This window comes from Persicitalea sp. (genome assembly GCF_041751555.1).
In the GTDB taxonomy this organism is placed as follows: Bacteria; Bacteroidota; Bacteroidia; order Cytophagales; family Spirosomataceae; genus Persicitalea.
In genome coordinates, this window is sequence record NZ_JBGSXF010000712.1 from 1 (window position 1) to 22,357 (window position 22,357).

The 22,357-nt window shown below is 46.9% G+C and carries 25 protein-coding genes; 14 read left to right on the forward strand and 11 right to left on the reverse strand.

The genetic code is table 11. The features are described 5' to 3' along the window. From ACEW8P_RS24790 to ACEW8P_RS24825, 8 genes are all read left to right on the forward strand, one after another. Nucleotides 1-888: hypothetical protein (locus ACEW8P_RS24790; RefSeq protein ID WP_373515747.1), on the forward strand; the 888-nt coding region annotated here is incomplete at its 5' end. Continuing rightward, nucleotides 888-2,027: a glycosyltransferase family 4 protein gene (locus ACEW8P_RS24795; RefSeq protein ID WP_373515748.1), complete on the forward strand. Its 1,140-nt coding sequence runs from the start codon at nucleotides 888-890 to the stop codon at nucleotides 2,025-2,027. The genes ACEW8P_RS24790 and ACEW8P_RS24795, both read left to right, overlap by 1 nt. 10 nt (nucleotides 2,028-2,037) lie before the next feature. Further along, nucleotides 2,038-3,186 (forward strand): glycosyltransferase, encoded by a 1,149-nt coding sequence (locus ACEW8P_RS24800; RefSeq protein ID WP_373515749.1) that lies wholly within the window; start codon nucleotides 2,038-2,040, stop codon nucleotides 3,184-3,186. A 43-nt stretch (nucleotides 3,187-3,229) separates the two neighbouring features. Next, complete coding sequence (locus tag ACEW8P_RS24805) at nucleotides 3,230-4,156, forward strand: glycosyltransferase family 2 protein (protein WP_373515750.1); 927 nt, start codon at nucleotides 3,230-3,232, stop codon at nucleotides 4,154-4,156. Further along, nucleotides 4,113-4,685 carry a WcaF family extracellular polysaccharide biosynthesis acetyltransferase gene (locus tag ACEW8P_RS24810; protein ID WP_373515751.1) on the forward strand — a complete coding sequence of 191 codons (573 nt, stop codon included), beginning with the start codon at nucleotides 4,113-4,115 and terminating at the stop codon, nucleotides 4,683-4,685. Before ACEW8P_RS24805 ends, ACEW8P_RS24810 begins: the two co-directional genes overlap by 44 nt. Next, entirely contained in the window at nucleotides 4,675-5,421 is a 747-nt protein-coding gene (locus tag ACEW8P_RS24815; protein ID WP_373515752.1) for a glycosyltransferase family 2 protein, read from the forward strand. The genes ACEW8P_RS24810 and ACEW8P_RS24815 overlap by 11 nt, the downstream gene beginning before the upstream one ends. A gap of 305 nt (nucleotides 5,422-5,726) precedes the next feature. Beyond that, on the forward strand, nucleotides 5,727-6,797 hold the full coding sequence (locus ACEW8P_RS24820; RefSeq protein WP_373515753.1) for an MraY family glycosyltransferase: 1,071 nt from the start codon (nucleotides 5,727-5,729) through the stop codon (nucleotides 6,795-6,797). A gap of 106 nt (nucleotides 6,798-6,903) precedes the next feature. Then, complete coding sequence (locus ACEW8P_RS24825; protein ID WP_373515754.1) at nucleotides 6,904-9,171, forward strand: NADP-dependent malic enzyme; 2,268 nt, start codon at nucleotides 6,904-6,906, stop codon at nucleotides 9,169-9,171. A gap of 84 nt (nucleotides 9,172-9,255) precedes the next feature. On the opposite strand, the gene ACEW8P_RS24830 is transcribed toward ACEW8P_RS24825, so the two are convergent. Beyond that, nucleotides 9,256-10,137: an alpha/beta fold hydrolase gene (locus tag ACEW8P_RS24830; RefSeq protein ID WP_373515755.1), complete on the reverse strand. Its 882-nt coding sequence runs from the start codon at nucleotides 10,135-10,137 to the stop codon at nucleotides 9,256-9,258. 205 nt (nucleotides 10,138-10,342) lie between these two features. Here ACEW8P_RS24830 and epsC point away from each other — a divergent pair, with 205 nt between their 5' ends. Further along, the gene (gene epsC, locus ACEW8P_RS24835) at nucleotides 10,343-11,167 is read left to right on the forward strand and encodes a serine O-acetyltransferase EpsC (RefSeq protein ID WP_373515756.1); all 825 of its coding nucleotides are present in this window, start codon (nucleotides 10,343-10,345) and stop codon (nucleotides 11,165-11,167) included. Between the two features lie 21 nt (nucleotides 11,168-11,188). Here the strand turns inward: epsC and ACEW8P_RS24840 are convergent, their stop codons facing one another. From ACEW8P_RS24840 to ACEW8P_RS24850, 3 genes are all read right to left on the reverse strand, one after another. Continuing rightward, the gene (locus tag ACEW8P_RS24840; RefSeq protein ID WP_373515757.1) at nucleotides 11,189-11,782 is read right to left on the reverse strand and encodes a TetR/AcrR family transcriptional regulator; all 594 of its coding nucleotides are present in this window, start codon (nucleotides 11,780-11,782) and stop codon (nucleotides 11,189-11,191) included. A 170-nt stretch (nucleotides 11,783-11,952) separates the two neighbouring features. Further along, nucleotides 11,953-12,129 (reverse strand): hypothetical protein, encoded by a 177-nt coding sequence (locus tag ACEW8P_RS24845; RefSeq protein WP_373515758.1) that lies wholly within the window; start codon nucleotides 12,127-12,129, stop codon nucleotides 11,953-11,955. 33 nt (nucleotides 12,130-12,162) lie between these two features. Further along, a complete protein-coding gene (locus ACEW8P_RS24850) occupies nucleotides 12,163-12,420 on the reverse strand; it encodes a redoxin domain-containing protein (protein ID WP_373515759.1) in 258 nt (85 codons plus the stop codon). 98 nt (nucleotides 12,421-12,518) lie between these two features. Between ACEW8P_RS24850 and ACEW8P_RS24855 the strand changes: the two genes are divergently transcribed. After that, nucleotides 12,519-13,451 carry an ROK family protein gene (locus tag ACEW8P_RS24855; RefSeq protein ID WP_373515760.1) on the forward strand — a complete coding sequence of 311 codons (933 nt, stop codon included), beginning with the start codon at nucleotides 12,519-12,521 and terminating at the stop codon, nucleotides 13,449-13,451. A 103-nt stretch (nucleotides 13,452-13,554) separates the two neighbouring features. Here the strand turns inward: ACEW8P_RS24855 and ppk1 are convergent, their stop codons facing one another. The 3 genes from ppk1 to ACEW8P_RS24870 all read right to left on the reverse strand — a co-directional run bounded on the left by ppk1 (nucleotide 13,555) and on the right by ACEW8P_RS24870 (nucleotide 17,690). After that, nucleotides 13,555-15,645: a polyphosphate kinase 1 gene (ppk1, locus tag ACEW8P_RS24860; RefSeq protein ID WP_373515761.1), complete on the reverse strand. Its 2,091-nt coding sequence runs from the start codon at nucleotides 15,643-15,645 to the stop codon at nucleotides 13,555-13,557. Nucleotides 15,646-15,743: 98 nt separating this feature from the next. Further along, nucleotides 15,744-16,388 carry an orotate phosphoribosyltransferase gene (pyrE, locus tag ACEW8P_RS24865; RefSeq protein WP_373515762.1) on the reverse strand — a complete coding sequence of 215 codons (645 nt, stop codon included), beginning with the start codon at nucleotides 16,386-16,388 and terminating at the stop codon, nucleotides 15,744-15,746. Next, nucleotides 16,389-17,690, reverse strand: a complete 1,302-nt coding sequence (locus ACEW8P_RS24870; protein WP_373515763.1) for a hemolysin family protein — start codon at nucleotides 17,688-17,690, stop codon at nucleotides 16,389-16,391. A gap of 98 nt (nucleotides 17,691-17,788) precedes the next feature. Between ACEW8P_RS24870 and ACEW8P_RS24875 the strand changes: the two genes are divergently transcribed. The 3 genes from ACEW8P_RS24875 to ACEW8P_RS24885 all read left to right on the forward strand — a co-directional run bounded on the left by ACEW8P_RS24875 (nucleotide 17,789) and on the right by ACEW8P_RS24885 (nucleotide 19,402). Next, complete coding sequence (locus ACEW8P_RS24875; protein ID WP_373515764.1) at nucleotides 17,789-18,466, forward strand: NUDIX hydrolase; 678 nt, start codon at nucleotides 17,789-17,791, stop codon at nucleotides 18,464-18,466. A 110-nt stretch (nucleotides 18,467-18,576) separates the two neighbouring features. Further along, nucleotides 18,577-18,888: a thioredoxin gene (gene trxA / locus ACEW8P_RS24880; protein ID WP_373515765.1), complete on the forward strand. Its 312-nt coding sequence runs from the start codon at nucleotides 18,577-18,579 to the stop codon at nucleotides 18,886-18,888. Nucleotides 18,889-18,994: 106 nt separating this feature from the next. Continuing rightward, complete coding sequence (locus tag ACEW8P_RS24885) at nucleotides 18,995-19,402, forward strand: DUF983 domain-containing protein (RefSeq protein WP_373515766.1); 408 nt, start codon at nucleotides 18,995-18,997, stop codon at nucleotides 19,400-19,402. Here ACEW8P_RS24885 and coaD read toward each other — a convergent pair. The 4 genes from coaD to ACEW8P_RS24905 all read right to left on the reverse strand — a co-directional run bounded on the left by coaD (nucleotide 19,399) and on the right by ACEW8P_RS24905 (nucleotide 21,900). Continuing rightward, the gene (gene coaD, locus ACEW8P_RS24890) at nucleotides 19,399-19,866 is read right to left on the reverse strand and encodes a pantetheine-phosphate adenylyltransferase (RefSeq protein WP_373515767.1); all 468 of its coding nucleotides are present in this window, start codon (nucleotides 19,864-19,866) and stop codon (nucleotides 19,399-19,401) included. The two genes, ACEW8P_RS24885 and coaD, sit on opposite strands and share 4 nt — an antisense overlap. A gap of 109 nt (nucleotides 19,867-19,975) precedes the next feature. Then, nucleotides 19,976-20,893 carry a DUF3822 family protein gene (locus ACEW8P_RS24895; protein ID WP_373515768.1) on the reverse strand — a complete coding sequence of 306 codons (918 nt, stop codon included), beginning with the start codon at nucleotides 20,891-20,893 and terminating at the stop codon, nucleotides 19,976-19,978. Nucleotides 20,894-20,913: 20 nt separating this feature from the next. Then, complete coding sequence (locus ACEW8P_RS24900) at nucleotides 20,914-21,402, reverse strand: NUDIX domain-containing protein (protein WP_373515769.1); 489 nt, start codon at nucleotides 21,400-21,402, stop codon at nucleotides 20,914-20,916. A gap of 60 nt (nucleotides 21,403-21,462) precedes the next feature. After that, on the reverse strand, nucleotides 21,463-21,900 hold the full coding sequence (locus ACEW8P_RS24905) for a CBS domain-containing protein (RefSeq protein ID WP_373515770.1): 438 nt from the start codon (nucleotides 21,898-21,900) through the stop codon (nucleotides 21,463-21,465). Nucleotides 21,901-22,031: 131 nt separating this feature from the next. On the opposite strand from ACEW8P_RS24905, the gene ACEW8P_RS24910 reads away from it, so the two are divergent. Beyond that, on the forward strand, nucleotides 22,032-22,357 hold a 326-nt coding region (locus tag ACEW8P_RS24910), incomplete at its 3' end, for an AAA family ATPase (RefSeq protein ID WP_373515771.1).

Genomic DNA, 22,357 nt, shown 5'->3' on the forward strand with positions numbered 1-22,357 from the left:
TTCCTCAGCACGCCTCTCTACGTTTCCGACCCCGACTACGAATACATCTACGCGCCAAATCAGGATGTCGTGCGGTTTGGCAACCATATCAGAACGAACACTCATTCCCTGCGCAACGAGCCTCTCCTACCCACCGACACAACTGTTATTTTGCTCACGGGCGACTCCGTAGTGCTGGGAGGCAGCCTGACGGACAACGATAGCCTGGCCTCTACCATGCTGGAAAACCGGCTGAGCAAAACGTTGGGAAGGCGGATTCGGGTACTTAATGTGGCGGCTGGCTCGTGGGGGCCTGACAACGTGGCGGGCTATCTGAAAAAACACGGGCTTTTTAACGCCGACTTGCTCTGTCTGGTAGCCAGCAGTCACGACTACCACGACCACATGGATTTTCAGGATGTAGTGGGAAACGATGTGAACTACCCCGATAAGCAGTACGATTTTGCCTTGGAGGAACTTTGGGATCGGTACCTCTATCCTCGTTACGTTAAAGATCTCATTCACCGTAAGCCCTCTGAAACGACGACCACGGCACTTCTTCCCCAACCCTCTTCAAACGCTCCTTCTACCATCCAAAAGCCGGGTGTGGGCCTTAACCCCGGTTTCGCCCAGCTGAAGGAAATAGCCCAAGAGGCAAATATTCCTTTTTTCATTCTTTTGCATCCCGAAGTATCCGAAGTGGAGTATGGCCATTATGACGAAGAGGGCGAAGCCATTCTCCAGTACGCCAAAGCAGACAGTGTGCGACTGATACGCGAATTGGATCTGGGTATTAGCCCAAAATACTATCGTGACAATGACGTAGTACACTATACTTCCGAAGGACAGCGATTTTTGGCCGACAATCTTTACCCGATTTTTCTACAGTATTTAAAAGCTAAGAAATAATGCGCGTCCTAATTATCCATAATCAGGCGTGGGCGCATTATAAGTCTGTGTTATTTCAAGAAATCGACAGGGAGTTTAAAAAAAACTACCCTGATAGCGAGTTACTGGTCGCTCACATAGCACTCCACGAGCAAAGTCGCGCCGTGATGACTGACGATGAAACGGTCATTTACGATTACCCGCAAAGAATCTTGTTCCAACGTAGTCTGGATTCCGTTTCCTTCTCTGAACGATTGCGGGCATTGTTCAAGACCTTTCGCGACTTCAAGCCCGATGTTCTGAATATCAACGGCTGGTTTGATCCAGCGCAGGTAGTACTGGCGCTTTACGCCAAAAAGCTAGGTGTGAAGTTGGTGATTTCATCGGAATCTTCCCAACTTGACCGACCCCGTAAAAACTTCAAGGAATCTTTGAAGACCCGCTTTCTAAGGCGGGCAGACGCCTTCTTTTGCTTTGGTAAAACTTCGGTCGAGTATTTAAAGTCGCTGAGCGTGTCAGAGTCATTGATTCCCGTGAAAAGGGCAGCGGTAGTGGATAACGAACGCATCGCCCGGACTTTTGCCGAGGCAGCGAGAGGCGCCCAAGAAAGAAAGCATCGTAATTTTATCTATGTCGGGCGGTTGGCCTCAGAAAAGAATCTTCCTTTACTCTTGTCAGCTTACCGGAATTGTATAGAAACCGCACAGCACGCCAACTGGGGTCTAATTTTTGTAGGCGATGGCCCGATGAAAGGACAATTGATAAAAACAGCAGCCGAACATGGACTCTCCGGCGTGACATTCGCCGGTGGCATGCCGTGGCACGAAGTACCCACTTACCTGGCTCAAGCCGATGTCCTGATTCTCCCCAGCCTTTCTGAACCCTGGGGGTTGGTAGTCAATGAGGCGATGGTATGTGGGTTGCCCGTTGTGGTTTCCAGCCAGTGTGGTTGTGTGGGCGACTTAGTACAGCACGGACAAAATGGCTTTACTTTCGATCCTGAGGAAGAAAAAGAACTGACTGCTGCTCTACTACACTACATCAACCATCCCGATGACGTAGCGAGGCACGGGGCTAAATCTCGGGAATTGATCGCCCCTTTTTCTCCAACTGCTGTCGGGAGGGAAATGGCTGCGGCTTTCCAGCGACTGGTCATTTAAATACCATAGAATGCGAATATTGAATATTTGTGCGTATACATGGGAGATCGGTGGTCCGGCGAGGATTATTTTCGACCACACGACCGAAGCTTTGAAAATGGGTCACGAGGTAGATATCCTGAGTCCCATGACACCGGGTGATGAGATATACGACGTACCGACCGGGGCAAGGGTCATTCCCTGTATCAGAACTACTCCCGTCAGTCGATTCTACCGGGAGTTTTCGGTGGGGTTGTTAGGATATTTGAGAAAGCACATTCAGGAATACGACATTGTCCACATTCATGGCATCTGGCATTTCGGGAGCCTTGCTCCATTTTTAGTTAGAAACAGGGTTCCCAAAGTCATTACGATTCATGGGCTGCTGGACGAATGGGCGGTCAACCATCACAAGTGGAAGAAAGACCTGGTTACTTTGCTTTACCAGAAATCTATTTTGGCAAAAGCTGATTTGATCCAGATAAACAACGCCGATGAAGAGAAAAATGTGATCGATTACTTAGGTTTCCGTCCCAAAAATCTGGTTACCATTCCCAACGGCATTAGGATGGACGAATACCAAAACTTGCCCCCGCGGGGTAGTTTCCGGCAGCAATTTGGCATCCCCGAAGAAAAAAGACTGGTACTTTTCATGGGTCGAATGAATATTAAAAAGGGCCTGGACCTGTTATTACCCGCCTTTGCCGACTACCTACGAGAAAATGACGAAGCCATACTTATCCTGGCTGGGCCAGAGGACGGCTATCTGGCCGAAACCACAAAGTTTATTGCAGAGAATGGACTCGCCGAAAGCATCAAGTACGTGGGAATGCTCACCGACACCACCAAACTATCAGTGCTCGCAGACGCAGATTTGTTTGTGCTACCCTCCTACTCCGAGGGCTTTTCGATCGCCGTGTTAGAAGCTCTCGCGTCTGGTGTGCCTGCATTGGTTTCGGACCGGGTTGGTTTCGGAGAGTACATCCGGAAGTACGAGGCCGCTTACCTCACTCCACTTACCGTTGATGGCGTGACCGAAGGCTTGTCAATCATGTTGGAAAACGATTCAACACGCGCGGCTTACGCCAAAAGAGGGCGGGAAATGGTCGCCCAAAATTTCGATATCACCCAAGTGGCTAAAAAGATGCTCGCCGCTTACTCCAGCGTCCTGCGTTCTTAGGCCCAGCTTTTCTTACCTTTGCCCTATCATCAGGCATAGTCCCATGGCCGATCTATCGGTAATTATTCTCACGCACAACGAGTCGCGGCACATTCGCCGATGCATCGAAAGCCTGCGGCCCGTGACCGGCCAGATTTTCATCGTCGATTCTTTCTCGACGGATGATACCGTAGCTATCGCAGAGAGCTTAGGGGCTGTTGTACGGCAAAATACTTGGGTATCTTACGCCTTCCAGTTCAATTTTGGCATAGAAAACAATCCCTTCCCGACGGCTTGGCTCATGCGGATGGACGCCGACGAGTATCTTACACCTGAATTGATTGCCGAAATCAACGCTAAACTGCCGACTATCGACTCCGGGACGGCAGGACTGTACGTGAAGCGCCGGGTCTTTTTCATGGATAAATGGATCAAAAATGGCGGGTACTACCCTATTTGGTTGCTACGCTTATGGCGAAGCGGGCAGGGTCGCTGTGAGGAACTTTGGATGGATGAACACATCAAGGTCGAGGGCGGCGGCACCCAGAATCTGGATCATGACATTGTCGACCACAATCTCAACAACCTTACCTGGTGGACGCAGAAGCACAACAACTACGCTATTCGGGAGGTCATCGACCTGTTAAACATCAAATATAATTTTGAAGAAAAGGCAACCGTAAACCCTGCTTTTTTTGGCACCCAGGAACAACGCACGCGTTACTTGAAAATAAAGTACGCCGGACTTCCCCTTTTCACCCGCCCTTTTTTGTATTTTGTGTATCGATACTTTTTCAAACTCGGCTTCCTGGACGGTACCAAAGGTTTGATCTGGCACGTGTTGCAGGGATTTTGGTATCGCTTCCTGGTCGATGCCAAAGTTTACGAAGTATATCGCATGGCGGGCCGCGACAAATCCGACATCATCAATCATTTTTTGGTAGAATATGGAAAAGACCTCGCAGCCCCAAACCGATCTATCAAAATATAACAATAGCTGGTACCAGCCCGGTGGCTGGCTAAGGCGCTTTGGCTGGCACTTGGCGGGGAGAGTGTTTATCAATACTTATTTTCCATACCCAGTAGCTATGAAAGTCGCCATTTTGAGATTCTTTGGCGCGAAAATTGCCGTAGATGTGATGATTAAACCGAAAGTAAATATCAAATATCCTTGGTTTCTTACGATAGAGAAAAATGCCTGGATTGGGGAGAAGGTTTGGATCGACAACCTGACAGTTGTTACGATCGGCGCTAACAGCTGTTTGTCGCAAGGGGCTATGCTGCTTACTGGCAACCACGACTATAAAAGCCTCGGCTTTGAACTACGTTTGGCACCAATTGTGCTTGAAGCGGGGGTTTGGATTGGGGCACAGGCGGTTGTTTGCCCTGGGGTAGTCTGTGCTTCGCACGCGGTGCTGTCGGTAGGTTCGGTGGCCACGAAGAATCTTGATGCTTACGGAATATACGGTGGCAATCCTGCTCAATTCATCAGAAACCGGAACATGTCCGATGAAAATTAGCATAATCACCGTGGTGTTTAATGGCGAAAAGACAATTCGCGAAACTATAGTATCAGTACTTTCGCAAGATTACGAAAACGTGGAGTACATAGTAGTGGATGGCAACTCCCAGGACGCTACAAAGGAAATAGTGGCGTCTTTTGGTGATGCGATCACCAAATTTATTTCTGAACCGGACAAGGGGCTTTACGACGCCATGAACAAGGGAATTGGCCTGGCCTCTGGAGATGTTATCGGTTTCTTGAACGCAGACGATTTGTATGCAGATGCCAGGATTCTATCAGAAGTATCGACCACTTTTAAAGGTTCAGATGCTGATGCCGTTTACGGAGATTTGCAGTACTTCGACGGAACGCAAGCTAAGCGAGTCACACGCCATTGGCGAGCGGGTTCCTATCGGAAAGGGATGTTCTTGTGGGGTTGGATGCCACCACACCCGACGTTTTTTGTCCACCGCAACTGGTACCTTACCCACGGAGGCTTCCGGCTAGACATGGGCTCCGCTGCCGATTATGAATTGATGCTTCGTATGATCCACATGCATGGAGCTAAACTGGCTTATGTCCAAAAAGTTCTTGTGCTAATGAGGGCAGGTGGCGTGAGTAACGTATCCTTCAAAAACCGCTTAGCGGCCAACAGAAACGATCGGCGAGCCTGGCAGGTGAACGGAATCAAGCCCTACCCGATGACTACCTTTATGAAGCCTTTTCGCAAAATCTTACAATTTATTCGCTAATTTTGGCCTTGTTTTCCAATTTTTACAACCATTTGATAAGTTTATGATCCATTAGCATGGTTGATTTTGGAAAAAAGCATAAATAATTGCCATATTTACCACACCTGAAATTCTGATACCTTTAAGATGTATTCAATTGTCTTAGAGAGACTAACTCAGACTACGCCATGATACACACTATATTCACCGACATTCTGGTAGGAGAATATTTCAATGAGTTAGCCAGCCGAGAAGTTTATCAATGCCTGTTATCCTTCCTGGTCTCTTGCTTCCTGTCCATTGTCTCTATACCTATTGTAATAAACATGTCTAATTTGCTGAACCTGATGGCGAAACCAGGTTTCAGAAGTTCCCACGACACTAACACTCCCACGTTGGGTGGGGTTGCCATCTTCGCTTCCACGATTATCGCATACTTTTTATGGCCTCATTCGGAAGAGATTGCCGACTCCAACCTGGCGAATCTTTCGATGGTTGGTTTGACCATGCTTTTCTTTCTGGGCTTGAAAGATGACATCCTAGCTTTGGATTCTACTAAAAAACTTCTGGTTCAAATCCTGGCTTGTCTTACACTTGTATGGGTTGGAGGATTTAAAGTGGACTACCTATACGGTATTTTTGGCTGGTTCTACATCCCTGATTTGGTCAGCATTCCACTGACTATCTTCATTTTCATTTCGCTCATCAATGCTATTAACCTTATTGACGGTATCGATGGACTTGCGGGCGGCATTAGTTTGATCGCCGGATTGTGGTTCGGCATTTGGTTCATGCTCAATGGTCATTTTAGTTTGGCCAGCCTAGCCTTCGCCCTTTCCGGTTCACTACTTGGTTTTCTGCGTTTTAATTTTTCCAAAACCAGCAAAATATTTATGGGTGACACGGGTTCTCTTATCGTTGGCTTCTTACTGTCATTCTTCACCATCGAGTTCCTGCGACTCAATGTTAGTTATCGCAACGATCCCAACGCCTTTTTCAACGCCCCAATCATTGTAATGATAGTGCTGATTGTTCCGATCTTCGATACCCTACGGGTATTTTTGGTTCGGTTGCTGAATGGCAATTCACCCTTCACTGCCGACCGCAACCACGTACATCACATTCTGCTCGACAACGGTCTTTCACATTTGGGTGTTTCACTTATCCTTTGGTCGGTGACTATCGTCAATACAGCTCTCTTCTTCGCCTTTCATGGCAACATTTCCAACACTTTATCGATATGCATTTATATCGCCATGTTTTTCCTGTACATGGCTGCTGCTTATTTGCTAAAAAAACGAGCGAATTTTGTCAAGAAGCGCAAGGGCTTACGTATAAGCCCCTCTTACTCCGATCGCCCCCAATCTTTGACCAAAAGATTCCTTAAAGACCTCTGATTTATTTTGTCAGGAGTGAAATACCCTCTCTTTCTAAATCCTTGCTTCTACTGCTTACTTTCTGGTTTGTTCGTACCTTAGTGGTGAAATTTCACCCTATATTCCTATGAACCAAAAAATTAGAAAAGAAGATGCCTTGGACTACCACGCGAAAGGGCGTCCAGGCAAAATTCAAGTCATCCCTACCAAAGAGTACAATACACAACGGGACCTCTCCCTTGCTTACTCACCCGGTGTCGCCGACCCTTGTCTGGAAATCGCTGCCAACCCCGAAGATGTCTATAAATATACTGCCAAAGGCAATCTAGTGGCGGTCATTAGCAACGGCACTGCCGTCTTGGGTTTGGGTGACATCGGCCCAGAGGCTTCAAAACCAGTAATGGAGGGCAAGGGGCTACTTTTCAAAATATATGCAGATATCGATGTATTTGACATAGAACTGAACACCAAAGATGTGGATGAATTCGTCAGGACTGTTCAAATTCTGGAACCCACTTTTGGCGGCATTAATCTGGAAGATATTAAATCGCCCGAATGCTTCGAAATTGAGACGCGGCTTAAGCGTGACTTGAAAATTCCGGTCATGCACGATGACCAGCACGGTACCGCCATCATTAGCGGCGCGGCTCTTTTAAATGCATTGGAAATTGTGGGCAAAAAAATTGAGGAGGTGAAGATCGTTGTGTCAGGAGCAGGGGCTTCCGCCATTTCCTGCACCAAATTGTACCTTTCGTTGGGTGCCACGCCCGCTAATATTGCCATGTTCGATCGAAACGGTCATATCAATACCCAACGTGATGATCTGGATGAGATGAAGGAAATCTTCGCAACGGAAAAAATATATGAGACGATGCCCGAGGCCATGGTAGGCGCGGATGTTTTTTTGGGTCTCTCAGTGGCCAATATAGTTTCGCAGGATATGGTCAGGTCGATGGCAAAAGATCCTATCGTATTTGCAATGGCCAATCCCGATCCGGAAATATCTTACCCCGAGGCCACCGAAGCCCGCGATGACATCATCATGGCCACGGGCCGTTCTGACTATCCAAATCAGGTCAACAATGTACTGGGCTTTCCATACATTTTCCGAGGTGCTCTGGATGTGCGCTCTACGGAAATCAACGAGGCAATGAAACTGGCCGCCGTACATGCTTTGGCTGATTTGGCTAAAAAGTCTGTTCCGGACATCGTGAATATGGCTTACAACCAGGAAACGCTCTCTTTTGGGCGAAACTATATTATTCCCAAGCCAGTCGATCCACGCCTGCTTACGACCGTGGCACCGGCGGTGGCCAAAGCGGCCATGGAGACTGGCGCGGCCCGGCAACCCATCACCGATTGGGAGGTTTACGAGCAGCAACTGGCTACGCGGCTGGGGCGCTACGAACGGCTATCGCGCGTAATTCTTAACAAGGCTAAAACCAGTCCGAAGCGGGTAGTCTTTGCTGATGCTGAGAATGTACAAGTACTTAAAGCCGCGCAGCAAGTACGCGATGAAGGCATCGCAGCACCGATACTGCTGGGTAATCTTGCCGCGATTCATGCCCTGATCGACGAACACGATCTCGATTTAGGCAAGGTTAAAATTATCGACCCGCGCTCACCCGAAAGTGAAGCATCCATTGACCGATACGCACAGCTGTACTATAAAAAGCGACAGCGGAAAGGCATGACGCCCTCCGAATCGAGGCGAACCATGTTCTATCGTAACTACTTCGGGGCGATGATGGTAGAAAATGGCGAAGCTGACGCCTTCATTTCGGGTCTGACTCGTAACTATCCCGATACCATAAGACCCGCTCTACAGGTAATTGGTAAGGAAGAAGGTGTCGATCGTGTTGCGGGCATGTACATCCTGCTCACGCCCCGTGGGCCACTGTTTTTCTCGGACACAACGGTCAATCTGGACCCAACGGTTGATGAGTTAGTAGAAATCACTGAACTGACCGCCAAAGCTATTGATCGTTTCAATATTAAGCCTCGCATTGCGATGGTGACCTACTCCAACTTTGGCAGTGCGCAGGGCAAAGACGCCGAAAAGATGGGCGAGGCAGTGGCGATTCTAAAAGCAAAACATCCTGACATGGTAGTGGACGGTGAAGTGCAGGCTCACTTGGCCTTTGACACCGAGCTTCTAAAGCAGAATCATCCGTTCAGCGAACTGATCGAGGGTGGGGCCAATACGCTGATCTTCCCAAATCTTTCGGCTAGTAACATAGCCTACAACCTACTAAAAGAAGCCGCACAACTGGAAACGATTGGGCCAATCCTGCTAGGTCTCAAAAAACCTGTTCACGTGTTGCAGTTGGGTAGCTCAGTACGAGAGATCGTCAACATGGTAGCGATTGCCGTTGTGGAAGCGCAAATAAAGTAAGCTTATGTGAGTTCTATAATAAAAGGAAAGGCAGCAATTCGCTCGGAGTTGCTGCCTTTTTACAAACGAAGTCCTTAAGGTGAACTAGCGTCCTACCGCTAGATTTACCGTCATGACATTGCTATGACGATTTGTATTAATGATCAGTTGCTTGATCATACTCAGATGCGAAAAAGTAAGCATATGACCAGCCTTCGGGATAGTAATGAACTGAGATCTGAGACTTGGAATCTGCTGTTTAGCAAATTCTATGTTTACCGGATCGCCAATCCAATCGTTTCCACCCTGAATGACAACCACAGGCATAGTTAACTTTTTCCAAACTGGCAGCATTTTACGCAGTTCGTCAGAGTGAACGTTCTTTTCAGCAGTGGCAATGTTGAATTCTCTTGGCAAGAATAGTTGGATGAGGCGGTTGCGCCCGTATTTAGAAAACCAATAAAACTTCTCGTTGTCAGGGTCGATAACGGGCGAAACCATAATGAGTTGTTTCACCTTTTCGGGAGCCATCGAAGCCATAGTAGCGGCAATCGGGGCACCATAGGAGCGGCCTAAAATAATGGCAGGTTCCTTGGATTTATTCAAATCAAGAACACTGAGTAGGCACCTGGCCTGCGTTTCAATTGATCCGACAGCCTTACGCCTTTTCAACCAGGAATTACCGTATCCAAGCCGGTCGACCGACACAATATGGAATTGTTTTTGCAACACGGTATCGTCAAGCATATTCATATAGCCCCACCACGCCCCGGGAGCTCCGTGAATCAGCACCAGAAGCGGTAGTGTATCGGCTCCTGTACTAGCTACTTGAATGCAAAGAGTATCGTTTTTAATGCATTCCAACTTGGGCTTTTGGATATTTACGTAGTGCTTCCGAACATCACGAGGCGTGGTACGGTACCGCGCAAAGCAACCCGAAAGTAAAGTGGAAAACAGAAACGCGTAAAGTATGTATTTGAATTTCATGTAGAATTTGAGAAGGCACGGGATCGATGTTGGTAAAACCCTATTTTATATACGCGGAATCTAGATAAAGGGTTTCATCACAATACTACAAGAATTATTCCATTGATTTTGTATAAAATTACATTCACCATAAAATGTTTTTTCAATATTCATTGTTTGGCAACAAACACTCTACTATTGCCAAAATCCCGATAAACTTATCCTAATGAATCTACCCCAGCAGCAAGCCTTTTTCAGTCGTATCGCCGAACAGAACGCCCAATACCGATTTCGACTTCCCTCGAAGCAAGAGGCCGGTAAATTTCTCCACCGATTGCTGGATTTTCTATTTCCCATCAGTCAGGATTGTCGTGAGTTTGACAACGAACGGGACACCAACGCTGTGTTTGGGGAAATTAAGCAACAATTGGAATGTCTTTTACGACCTCTAGGCGAAAAACTGAATACCGATTCCGCCACAGCGACGAACGAATTCTTCAAAAAACTACCGGGAGTTTTTGAACTATTGCTGCTGGATGCGCGTGAAATAACCGAAAATGACCCTGCTTCGGTGGGCATAGAAGAAGTAATCGCTGTTTATCCGGGTTTCATGGCCATCGCCACGTATCGCATTGCCCATCTGTTGGAAGAATGCGACGTTCCGTTACTACCCCGTATGCTTACAGAATATGCCCACGGTCTCACGGGCATCGATATCCACCCAAAAGCAGTGATCGGTCATTCCTTTTTCATCGACCACGGCACAGGAGTGGTTATTGGCGAGACGACCGAAATCGGAAACCACGTGATGATTTATCAGGGCGTGACATTAGGAGCAACACACGTGGCGAAGTCGTTGGCAAGCCAGAAGCGGCACCCCACGATAGAAGATCGGGTAGTAATATATGCCAACGCCACCATCCTTGGAGGGCGAACCGTCATTGGCGAAGGTACAGTGGTAGGTGGCAACGCCTGGATCACCCAAAGCGTGCCATCTTACTCTCAGGTTTTCAACCAAAGTGAGGTGGAAATCAGAACCCAACCCGCCTGAGATTCGGATTCTTTCCAGTCCTTACATAATGCTGCGTATGAATCTTCGCACACCTTCCATATAGATGGTTTCCATTTTGGCAATGGCGTGTTTGGGTTGCGTGGTCATTGTGATAGAGATGAAGCCGTAAGTCAAACACCACCATTCGTAGTAAGTCATGCTAACCTTCTCCCCGGCCTTAGGACGCAAACGGGCGATCATTTCCCAGACAGGGTTATCCGTAATGTCCATTTCCTGTTGATAGACTTTCTTAGAGTGCACGAATGCCCCCTCCTGATTGAACATTACCTGAAAAACTTCAGGCTGCTCGACAGAAAAATTCCATATCGACTGCGCCACTTCCACCAATTGTTTTTCAGGATCGCGGTAAATTTCCTTAATCCGGTCGAAATCGGCCCTCAACTCATCAAATCCAACGACGCGAATGGTTTCAAGTAACTTATCTTTACTATCAAAATATTCGTAAATGATTGGGGGACTATATTCTATAATGTCGGCGATTTTGCGGATGGAGACTCCCTGCCAACCGTCTTCGCGGGCGATGTCCCGAGCTGTTTGAAGGATGTCGTTGCGAACCTGCTTTTTGAGGCGCTCCCGGCGTTCTACAATTCCCATGTATCCCTGATGATTAGATATTATAAATGGATTAGAGTAATTGCCTTCAAATGTAGGAGATATTTCAGTCTTTCCAAACGCCGTTAGAAAAAAAGTCAGAAGTATTTACCAAGTAGTAAATGCCCCTGACTTTCTTCAATGGCTAAATGTGGCGATTCCTGAGTTCTGGTCTACAAGTTAGTCAACACTTGCTTAACTTTATCGAAATCCGGCAGATCCCCTTCGTTTTCCAGAACCTCAGCGTAATGAATAGTTCCTGCTTTATCCACAACGAAGGCTGCTCGCTTGGACACGCCCTTCAATCCTAAGGCAAATCCCTTGTAGTAAGCGCTGTACTCGGGTGACACTTATTTATTAAAATCCGAGAGGAGATCAAAGTTTTATTTTTGCTCCTCCTTGAATTTCGCCAGAGTAAAAGGAGAATCCATGGAAGCACCTAGTACTTCGGCACCCATATCTTTGTAACTTGATAAGTCATCTAGCAAAGTGCAGAGTTGCTCGGTACAGGTACCTGTGAAAGCCATGGGGAAAAAGTGAATGACAACGTTCTTACCTTTTAGATCCCCGAGTGAAACTTCTTTCTTTTCCGAGTTGTACAAAGTAAAATTTGGGGCCTTACTTCCTTTTCCAATAGTCATAGTGTTGTTTTTTTTTACAGTAAAAATTCAAATTAAGAAACTACCATAATTGTTCCTGCCATATGTGGTTTGGAATTTTTTCAGAAATACTTCAAATAATGAACCAAAAAAGAAATTTTTGGGGAATCGACTTGGGAGGCACTAAAATCGAAGGCGTGATTTTGGATCAGCCTTCGCCCGATTCGGTTATTTATCGCCACCGCATCAACACCGAAGCCCAGCACGGCTACAGCCATATAGTAGACAGAATTGTTAAGCTTGTCAGAATGATGGAAAGCGAAACGGGTTTAGTTCCCGACAAGTTGGGGATCGGTACTCCTGGTACTGTCGATCCTTCCACGCGAACGATGAAGAACTGCAACACGACCTGTCTGAATGGTCAGACTTTGTTGGACGACTTACAAAACGCCCTCGACTTCCCGGTCTTGATCGCCAATGACGCCAACTGTTTCGCTTTGGCCGAAGCCCAAATGGGAATCGTGCAGGATGTAGTGCCTGATTACCGCTTGGTTTTCGGCATTATTATGGGGACGGGAGTGGGCGGAGGCATCATCATCCGGGGTAACGATGGTCAGGCATTCGTACTAAACGGCCATGAAGGCGTCGGAGGCGAATGGGGGCACAACGTGCTGGAAGAGAATGGATACCCCTGTTATTGTGGGAAAAGTGGCTGTGCAGAGCAAGTACTCTCTGGACCAGCCTTGCAACGTTTTTACAAAAATCTGAGCGGAGAAGCGCTCAAACTACCCATTATTTTGGAAAGGCATTTGGCAGGAACCGATTCCCACGCCACCACGACAATTGAGCGCCTACTTGAAAAATTTGGCCAGGGACTTACTACTTTAACCAATGTGCTGGACCCCGACGCCATCGTTATTGGCGGCGGAGTCGGCAATATAGACCTGCTTTATACTGAGGGCCCGAAACGAGCAGAGAAATACGCTTTCAATCCCACCTTTAACACCCCGATCCTGCGCCCAAAACTAGGGGACTCAGCGGGGGTGTTTGGCGCCGCTATGCTGACGATGTAGTTATATTATAGCTCTACATTGAACGAAGCAAATACTTCCAATAGGGCTGACTTTCCCTTATTGGAGTCTTAGCCATTTCGACGTTCTATAATTTCAGTATTCACTAATTGAATAACCCCGGGGTTCGATGTTCTATCCGCTCGGTCAAGCGATAGTTAGCTTCCTGGACGCGCACTTTATGGCTCTCCGAAGCGACGGGATGGTTGTTTTGATAGGTATCGAGTTTAACTAATTTCTGATTGTCAGCCAGGTAGTTTCGAAGAACTTGCAGGAGCTGGGATCTTAGGTAGTCATCTAAAATTGGAAATCCGACGTCGATGCGGTGGTGAAGATTGCGGAAGGTCCAGTCGCCGGAGGAAAGAAAAATTTCTTCCTTTCCCCGGTTGTAAAAATAAAATATTCGGGAATTTTCGACGTAGCGATCGACTAACCTTGTGACGGTAATATTATCGCTGATAGTGGGTAGTTCAGGTATCAGACAGCAGCAGTCGCTCACTATGATATTAATCGTCACGCCCGCTTGTCCAGCTTGGTATAATTTGGCAATCATCGACTGATCCTGCAATTGATTGATTTTGACCGTGACGGCGGCATTTAGACCTGAGCGGCTGTTCTTAACTTCACGGTCGATAAGATCTATGATCTTTTTATTCATGTTAAATTGCGAAACCATCAAGGAGCTGAACGGTAGGTACTTGAATTTTTTGGGTTCATCGCGAGTTACGAGATAGCCGAAGAGTAGTTCGAGTTCGTTGGTGATTTCGCGGTGACTGGTCAGCAGGGCGTGATCCACAAATTCTCGGGAGGTCATGCGGTAAAAACCACCCGTGCCGAGGTAGGCATAGCGATCCCAGCCTTTCTTAATTTTGCGCTTGATCAAGGCGATTTTTGCGTGAACTTTCAGACCGGGCAAGCTAAATACGATCTTCACACCCGCATCTTTCATTTTTTTTGCCCAAAGAATATTTTCCTGAATATCGAATTTTGGGTTCAACTCTGCGAAAGCCACGACACGCTTGCCATTCCGAGCAGCGCTGATAAGCGAATTAACTAAGAAAGAATGGGAGTGTATTTTATAAAGCGAAACATATATCTCGCGAACATAGGGATCAACGGCCGCCTCGTTGAAGAAACGCACTACTGGATCAATGGAATGGTAGGGCAAGTGTAGCAGTTGATCGCTGCGGTTGAGGGCGTCGAAAATCGACTCTCCGGGCCTGAGTTCAGCGTGGGGAACAGCCTTTTGTAGCGAGTATTCCAGTTTGTTACTGCCGTTGGGAAAAGATTTAAAATCCTGGTAGTAGAGATAGCGCCCCCGCTCGTAAAACTCCGCAACCTGAATGCCCAGCCGATCGGAGAGGTACGCTTTCATATCATCGGGCATGCCCGTCTCACAAAAATAGTGATGGGGCTGGGTAAAATTCTTCTTATCGAGTTGCCGAGTAATCCTTTGCGCCAAAGCCGTCGGAAACTCATCATCGATTGCCAGTTCGGCCTCACGTTCAACCCGTAAGGCAAAGCAATCTTGAATTTCGAAGCCGGGAAACAACATTTTTAAATTAGAAAAAACAATGTCGTCCAGAAAGGCGACAAACTTTTTGCCGTCCAACTTTGGCAGCTTGATGAAGCGTCCAAGTTCTGCCACCGGAATATTGACGTAAGCAAATAGTGGATCATTCGGCTCCCCGCGCCGATGCAATCTCAGCACTAAGTACAGCAAATCGGCTTCAAAGAAGGTGATTTTGGCACTTCGCCGTCCCTCTAGAAAGACGGGCTGTACGTGGCGAAACACTTTGTCCACGAAAAAACTTTGCACGAAGTCCAGATGCGGTTCTTTGAAGGGTTCTTTAAAATAAAGATGTACATCTCTATCTCGTAGGGCGGGAACTACACCGCTGGCTAGGAGTTCGTCAAACTTCGCAAGTTGATTTTCGACCGTTTCCAGAATATGCTCGATCAGCGTATCGGGATAAAGGTTGAGCTTATCCAGGATATCCTTGCTCACTTCGCGTAATGCGACTAGCAAAGGAATTCTGACCCTGAAGAACTCGTCAATTTGGTAGGAGTAGTTAGCCAGATGCCTCAGTCGTTCCACTGGGGGCACCGAATCGTCCTCGGCTTCCAAAAGCAACCGATAGTTGTATGACAACCAACTGAGGTTGGCGTCGAAATAAGGATGGGAAACGTCTATCACGGAGGGCAGCTTGAAAGCGAAGATAAGCAGCCAAGTTAGCCACAAAAAGACGCTTCGACAAAAGTGTGGTCAAGGAAGTTTGTAAGAGGAGTCGCCTCCTACCGCCCCCAAATTTCAGGAGACTTTCGCCAATTGGCCAGCGTTTCGACCTCATCCTGACGGATATGGCCTTCGGCCAGCGCTACCTCGATCAGGTGGTTGTAGTCACTCAGCACCGCCAAGTCGACACTTTTATCGGCAAAATTCAGGGCTGCCGTTTCAAAACCATAGGTAAAGATGGCAACCATTCCTACAACTTCCACTTGGGCTTGCCGCAGCGCGTCAGCAACTTTCAGCGAACTACCACCCGTAGAGACCAGATCTTCTACTAAAACTACCTTCTGACCCTTCTCGAGTCGTCCTTCGATTTGATTTCCCATGCCGTGTTTCTTGGGTTCAGGACGCACGTAGGCGAAAGGCATTTCTAACAAATCTGCAATTAGAGCGCCCTGCGGGATTCCCGCAGTAGCCACTCCCGCTACGGCCCTTGCTTCGGGGAAGCGACTCTTGACCAAGTTGGCGAGCTGCTCCTTGATGTAGTTCCGCGCGGCGGGATACGAAAGGGCCACTCGGTTGTCGCAGTAGATTGGTGATAGCCAGCCTGAACTCCACTGGAAGGGATTCTGTGGACTCAATTTGATTGCTTTTGCTTCCAGGAGTAGGGCTGCCACACGGCGAGCGATCTTAATATCAATGGGATTCATTTAATCTTCGGGTTCAAATAGTTCATTCAGTCCTACCAATATTTTGTCTATCCTACTCTTATCCATGTCGATAATTTCGAAATCAAACTGCTTCCAACGAAATTTCTCCCCGGTTTCCGGGATATCTTCCAAAACGTGCAGGGCAAAGCCGCCCAATGTGTTGAAGCCTACTAAATCTTTGCGATCGGTATCGTTGATGTTCAGCTCGAAGTACTGAATGAAATCGTCGAAGGGGAGCTGAGCGTCGATGAGGAAGGTACCATCCTCGCGCTCGGTAATCTCAGTTTCGTACTCGTCGATTTCTGAAATATCTCCCACAAGTGCGTCCATGATGTCGTGCATGGTAACTACCCCCATAAGTCCGCCGTACTCGTCCACGATTAAACCGAAAAATACGCGATGCTCCTTAAATTTTTCCAAAGCCTGATAGGCGCGATTACTTTCGGGCAAATACAGTGGCTCTCTTTTCAGCTTTTGTAAAATACCTAGCCGCTCGTCCACATCCTCACCAATCAGGTCTTTAATATAAACGAGACCCAGAACATTATCTACCGTACCCTTGCAGAGCGGATACACGGCATGCTTACTCTCGAATACTTTCGCTTTGTTCTCATCAACGCTGTCTTCCAGATCAAGCCAGACGATTTCCTGGCGGTTGGTCATTAGCGACGTAACACGGCGATCACCAAGCTGAAATACATTATGAACTATTTCTTGCTCGATTTCTTCAAATACTCCGCCTGATGTTCCCTCTTGAATCAAGCTCTTGATCTCCTCCTCAGTAACGGCGCTTTCGTTCTGTTTAATGTTCAATATATTAATCAGCAAATCGCTGGCAAAACTAAGTAGCGCGATGAATGGCGAGGTGATTTTAGAAAGAATATTCATCGGCTTGGCCACCATTTTGGCAATGCCCTCTGGATTCGAGAGGCCAATGCGCTTGGGAACCAATTCGCCAAGCACTAGCGAGAGGAAGGTGATCAATAACACGACCAGCCCAACGGCAACGCTGTGCTGGTAAGGTGTGATAAAATCAATTTGACCAAGAAAGACTTCTAGGTCGGTAGTAATTTTATCGCCACTATAAACCCCGGTCAGGATTCCTATGAGTGTTATGCCGATTTGTACGGTGGAGAGAAAGCGGTTTGGCGAATTGGCGAGGGCAAGGGCGGCCTTAGCTTTTTTATCGCCGTTTCGGGCGAATGCTTCCAAACGCGACTTGCGGGAAGACACTAAGGCGATTTCAGACATTGAGAAGACGCCATTGAGCAGCACCAGCAGCAGGATAATCAGGAGTTCCAATTAGGGTCGAATTGATTTAGGCACAAATTTATCAATAATACCTGCCGACTAAGATAAACGCTTTACTTAATTTTGGCAAATACACCGATCCAGCCCCTATGATCCTATTCCTGAACGATCGCCCGGTTCAAATTTTAAGACCAGACGAAGCTCCCGAATCTGAAAATGAACATTACGACCATATCGTTGATCTACGGTTGACCAAGTTCAAAGCTACTAACCTCACTGGCCACGTTTTGTTAATCAATGCGACAGCCTCACTGGCCGCTCAAATCGTCGATCGCCTTGAAAAGCACCCCGAAGATTTATTGTCAGTGACGATGATTTGCAAAAATAAAAAAGAGGCCGAAGAAAAAATCAAGAGTCAGTATAAAGTACTGAAAGCAGCCGGAGGAATCGTTTTAAAAAACAACCAGTGGCTGCTGATGTTTCGGCGAAAAAAATGGGATTTGCCGAAGGGGAAGCTCGACCCGGGCGAGCGTTCCAGGAAGGCGGCCGTGAGGGAAATTGAGGAAGAGACGGGAGTGAAAGCCAAAATAAAGAGCAAAATCTGCACCACTTGGCATACGTATACCTTACAGAATAACCGCATTATGAAACGAACGAAATGGTATGTGCTGGAATGTCAAAATGATACTGCCATGAAACCGCAAGCCGAGGAAGATATTGAGCGACTCGAATGGTTGGCATACGCGGATGTTCAAAAAGCACTGATTAATTCGTTCAGTTCTATCCGCTATGTAGTGGAACGTCTGCATCGTATGCAGGGGAGTTGATAAAATTCCAGGTTCTACGCATCTGCTACATCTGGCTCCCTTAGATTTTAGATTTTCTCTGGTACCATTTTGTTACACTCTCAGCTAGGTAAAATCGCAAACAGTAAGACTTGAACGAAACTATGGGCAATTTCAAAGAAATAATCAAATCAGAGCAGCCGGTACTTGTTGACTTTTTTGCCGAGTGGTGCGGCCCCTGTAAGATGATGAAGCCCGTGCTGGAAGAAGTAGCCAAGAAACTCGATGGCAAAGCACGCATCCTGAAAGTTGATATTGACAAAAATCGAAAAGCGGCTAATCAGTACCGCATTCAGGGCGTGCCGACGCTTATTTTGTTTCAGGGCGGACAAATCAAATGGCGGCAGTCTGGCTACATGGATGCCAAGAAACTTAATTCTGTTTTGGAAAAGTACGTTAAGTGAGTTCTATATTATTAATCACGCAGAACTACCTTTGCCAGAGCGATTGATGGTGGTTCATTTGTGCTAATCTACCACTGCGGTTCACAATCCACTATTTATTCAGAAAATGCCTTCTAAATTATATAGTATCGCTACCAACACCTGTCCGAAATGCAACGTTGGAGATTTCTTCAAGACCAATAACCCTTACGATTTGAAGAATTTTGATAAGACAAACTCATATTGTGCTTATTGCGGCGAATCCTTCCTGCGTGAACCAGGCTTTTACATCGGAGCCATGTACGTCAGCTACGCCCTGACGGTCGCCATGACCGTTACTGCCTTTGTAGGCTTCGTGCTTATTTTTGATTTCAAGATAGAGTACGTCTTGGGGGGGCTGATTCTGGCAATAATCCTTTTTCTGCCCGTTCTTTTCCGGACTGCCCGGATTATTTGGATCAATATTTTCGTCAAATACAGTCCCGAAAAGGGAGTCGCGGCCAGGGAAAAGAAATCGACTGACAATGCCTCTTAGGTCTCGGACTTCTCTAACAAATCGTAAGGCAGAAAATCATCCACATTTTGCCCGTAGCGATGCAAATCACGGATGATGCTTGAACTGATGGGGGCCAGGTGTGGGGAAGTAATGAGGAAAACGGTTTCAATCTCCTCATACACGAAACGGTTAACTTGTGAAATACCATTTTCGTACTCAAAGTCAGTAGTATTGCGTAAGCCGCGCAACAAGAAACGCGCCCCTAACTCGCGGGCTGTGCGGGCCGTGAGGTCGTCGTAAGCGATTACTTTCACATTTTCTTGCTCGGCAAAACACTCCTCAATGTGAAACTTCATCGTATCCAGTGAAAAGTAACGCTGCTTGTTCACGTTGTTACCGATCCCAATAATCACCTGATCGAAAAGCGCCAGCGCCCGCAACACGATGTCTTCGTGACCTTTAGTAAAGGGATCAAATGAACCTGGAAAGAGGGCAATTCTCATTTAGTAATTAATTCAACGTTCTGAGTAGTTTGTGCTTAATTCAAGATTCAATGTTTTTGGAATTGATCTTTTGAGATTCACTTGCCCGAAAACTAAGATGCAATAAAAGCTAGGATTGTACCAGGTAGGTATTCAACAAGCCGAAGTAGCGGTGTTCGGGTATGTCTTCGAAGCCATTAGTGTACGCCAGAGTAGTTGGATTGTTGCCAAACTGCAGAGAGGGAAGGAACTTTGCCAGTTCGATGTAAACATCTGAGAAGGGCGTGATTTCACCGTATAATTTTGCCTTAATCTCGTCAGGAAGTACTTCCAACTGATTCATACTGAATAAGACTAAGTAGGTCAATTCCAGCGGGCTTTGGTATTGAAAGCGGTTGCAGAATTTGAGTTTCTTATCATCAGAATAGATCAATGTGAAGTAATTTTCCTCCATATGAATGGTCACTAGTTTTTGCTCTCTATACTCACTGTGGCTTACAATGGTCCCAATAATCATCGGGCTGCTTAGATGGTAAAATTCAATATGCTGTAAGGGAAAAAGTCCCAGTAGCCAGTCAGACCACTGGGTGGGAATAGTGAATATGGTGTGCGCGTTGACGTAGGGCAGTAAATGCGACATAACTCGATTTTTGTCCAACGCCTCACTTCCTGTGGCCAATTGAAGGTACTCCCCAGCATACTCCCGCCTAAATAAAGCAGTAGGAATCAGCGTAAAATCGTGGGTGTTAACTGAAACCCGCACATCTTTCCATTGATCCGAAGTCAAAAAAGGATGTTCATCCGCAATGATTTTGAGTTTATCGAGATATTCCTCCTCGTTCAGAAAAGTGTCGAAGGCGTAGTCTTCCAACCACAAGCACCGCATGGAGTTGGCTTGTACGAAACAGAACCGGAATCTCGATTCGTCGATCTCGATGCAGAGCGTACATTGCGCAATGCTCTTGATGTCAAAATCCGGGTCAGCCACTTTTACGGTCGGCAACAGGGATTTTCCTACGGTTTCAAGAATCGGCAAATCAGTACTCATAGCTCAAATTCACGGTTCAATCAATTGTACAAATAGCCACGCAGAGCAAAAACATCGTCAATATTATTGCAGTACTGGAACAGTCTATGCACTTCATCGGGCGGATGAGCTTTTATTCGCTCAAAACTCATTAAGGCTACCTCTGTGATAATTTGACTACTCTCCGCCATTTCCGGATCGTAACCGAGTCTTATCTCCCCTCCGGTAATTTCAACCCGGAAAAATAATTCCATAGCGTGAAGCGGAGGCTGCATAAATTCGTTGACAAACATTAACTCGCCAGATTTGATTGTCAATCCGGTTTCCTCCATAAACTCCCTGGCGAGTGCTTGATGGGCCGTTTCCGCGAATTGAATACCTCCACCAGGTGGACACCAAAACGTGTCGGTGACCCCAATGCCGCGGTGTCTTACCATCAGCAACTTGTCTTCGATGGTACAAATCCCGCACACACGCGTCCGCAAACGATTACCGTAGAGCCTAAGTACCTCTTCTCTCGCCTTATCCAATTTCTTTTTGATGGTTAGGGCGCAAAGATAGACAAGTCTGCTTCAAAGGACGAAGTACCCTCAATATGGATTTCCTGTAATATAGCTTTCTAATGACCGAATGTGAGCGCGTTGTTCGCGAATAATCATTGTCACGATGTCATTAATGGAAATAATGCCTACCAACTCACCATCCTGGGTTACAGGTAGGTGACGGATGTGCTTATCGGACATAATTTCCATGCACTCCTGCAGTTTTTGCTCGGTTTCTACGGTGATGACCTTACTGGTCATCACGTCTCTGATGAGGGTATCCCGAGAGGCGCGACCGCGCAAAATACCCTTGCGAGCATAGTCGCGTTCGGAGAAGATGCCAACCATCTTTCCGTTTTGCATTACCAGCACGGCGCCGATGTTCTTGGCTTCCATAATTTCCAGGGCGTCGTAAACGGTCTGCTCCGGTCCAACAGACCATATTTTGTCGATCTCCTTTCCTGCCAGGATTTGGTGTACTTGCATATTTTGTTCAGTGTAAAAGTTGGGTAGTTGAATAGAATGTAATATAAGGTCAAGATTTCAGTAAGTCCAGATTTCCGGAAATATACCGTTAATTTAGGCGCACATTTACTTCCCCGCTCTCCGAAATAGCTATGCCGACTACCGACGACCTGCTTCCTTCTGAACTACTCATCAAGCGGTTTCCCTTCAAACCTACCGAAAGTCAGGCTCGTTTCTTTGAGAAAATGAATGGTTTTCTTGTCGAGGAAGAGGGGTTAGAGCGATATCGCGATGCTTTTGTTCTAAAAGGCTATGCGGGTACGGGCAAGACGACCATCATCAGCTCTTTAATCAAGTCGGCTCGGAAGTTTGGGCTGAAAGCTGTCCTTTTGGCGCCTACTGGACGGGCAGCCAAGGTGATGTCAAGTTATTCCAAACGCAAAGCTTTAACTATACATAAAAAGATTTATCGGCAGAC

Bases quoted from the DNA above. Each gene is read 5' to 3' on its own strand.
- ACEW8P_RS24905 (WP_373515770.1), bottom strand. From the start codon at position 21,900: ATGCAAGTACACCAAATCCTGGCAGGAAAGGAGATCGACAAAATATGG.
- ACEW8P_RS24885 (WP_373515766.1), top strand. From the start codon at position 18,995: ATGCCTTCTAAATTATATAGTATCGCTACCAACACCTGTCCGAAATGC.
- ACEW8P_RS24810 (WP_373515751.1), top strand. From the start codon at position 4,113: ATGGAAAAGACCTCGCAGCCCCAAACCGATCTATCAAAATATAACAAT.
- ACEW8P_RS24815 (WP_373515752.1), top strand. From the start codon at position 4,675: ATGAAAATTAGCATAATCACCGTGGTGTTTAATGGCGAAAAGACAATT.
- ACEW8P_RS24825 (WP_373515754.1), top strand. From the start codon at position 6,904: ATGAACCAAAAAATTAGAAAAGAAGATGCCTTGGACTACCACGCGAAA.
- coaD (WP_373515767.1), bottom strand. From the start codon at position 19,866: ATGAGAATTGCCCTCTTTCCAGGTTCATTTGATCCCTTTACTAAAGGT.
- ACEW8P_RS24795 (WP_373515748.1), top strand. From the start codon at position 888: ATGCGCGTCCTAATTATCCATAATCAGGCGTGGGCGCATTATAAGTCT.
- ACEW8P_RS24875 (WP_373515764.1), top strand. From the start codon at position 17,789: ATGATCCTATTCCTGAACGATCGCCCGGTTCAAATTTTAAGACCAGAC.
- ACEW8P_RS24800 (WP_373515749.1), top strand. From the start codon at position 2,038: ATGCGAATATTGAATATTTGTGCGTATACATGGGAGATCGGTGGTCCG.
- ACEW8P_RS24820 (WP_373515753.1), top strand. From the start codon at position 5,727: ATGTCTAATTTGCTGAACCTGATGGCGAAACCAGGTTTCAGAAGTTCC.
- pyrE (WP_373515762.1), bottom strand. From the start codon at position 16,388: ATGAATCCCATTGATATTAAGATCGCTCGCCGTGTGGCAGCCCTACTC.
- ACEW8P_RS24840 (WP_373515757.1), bottom strand. From the start codon at position 11,782: ATGGGAATTGTAGAACGCCGGGAGCGCCTCAAAAAGCAGGTTCGCAAC.
- ACEW8P_RS24830 (WP_373515755.1), bottom strand. From the start codon at position 10,137: ATGAAATTCAAATACATACTTTACGCGTTTCTGTTTTCCACTTTACTT.
- ACEW8P_RS24805 (WP_373515750.1), top strand. From the start codon at position 3,230: ATGGCCGATCTATCGGTAATTATTCTCACGCACAACGAGTCGCGGCAC.
- ACEW8P_RS24895 (WP_373515768.1), bottom strand. From the start codon at position 20,893: ATGAGTACTGATTTGCCGATTCTTGAAACCGTAGGAAAATCCCTGTTG.
- ACEW8P_RS24855 (WP_373515760.1), top strand. From the start codon at position 12,519: ATGAACCAAAAAAGAAATTTTTGGGGAATCGACTTGGGAGGCACTAAA.
- ACEW8P_RS24850 (WP_373515759.1), bottom strand. From the start codon at position 12,420: ATGACTATTGGAAAAGGAAGTAAGGCCCCAAATTTTACTTTGTACAAC.
- epsC (WP_373515756.1), top strand. From the start codon at position 10,343: ATGAATCTACCCCAGCAGCAAGCCTTTTTCAGTCGTATCGCCGAACAG.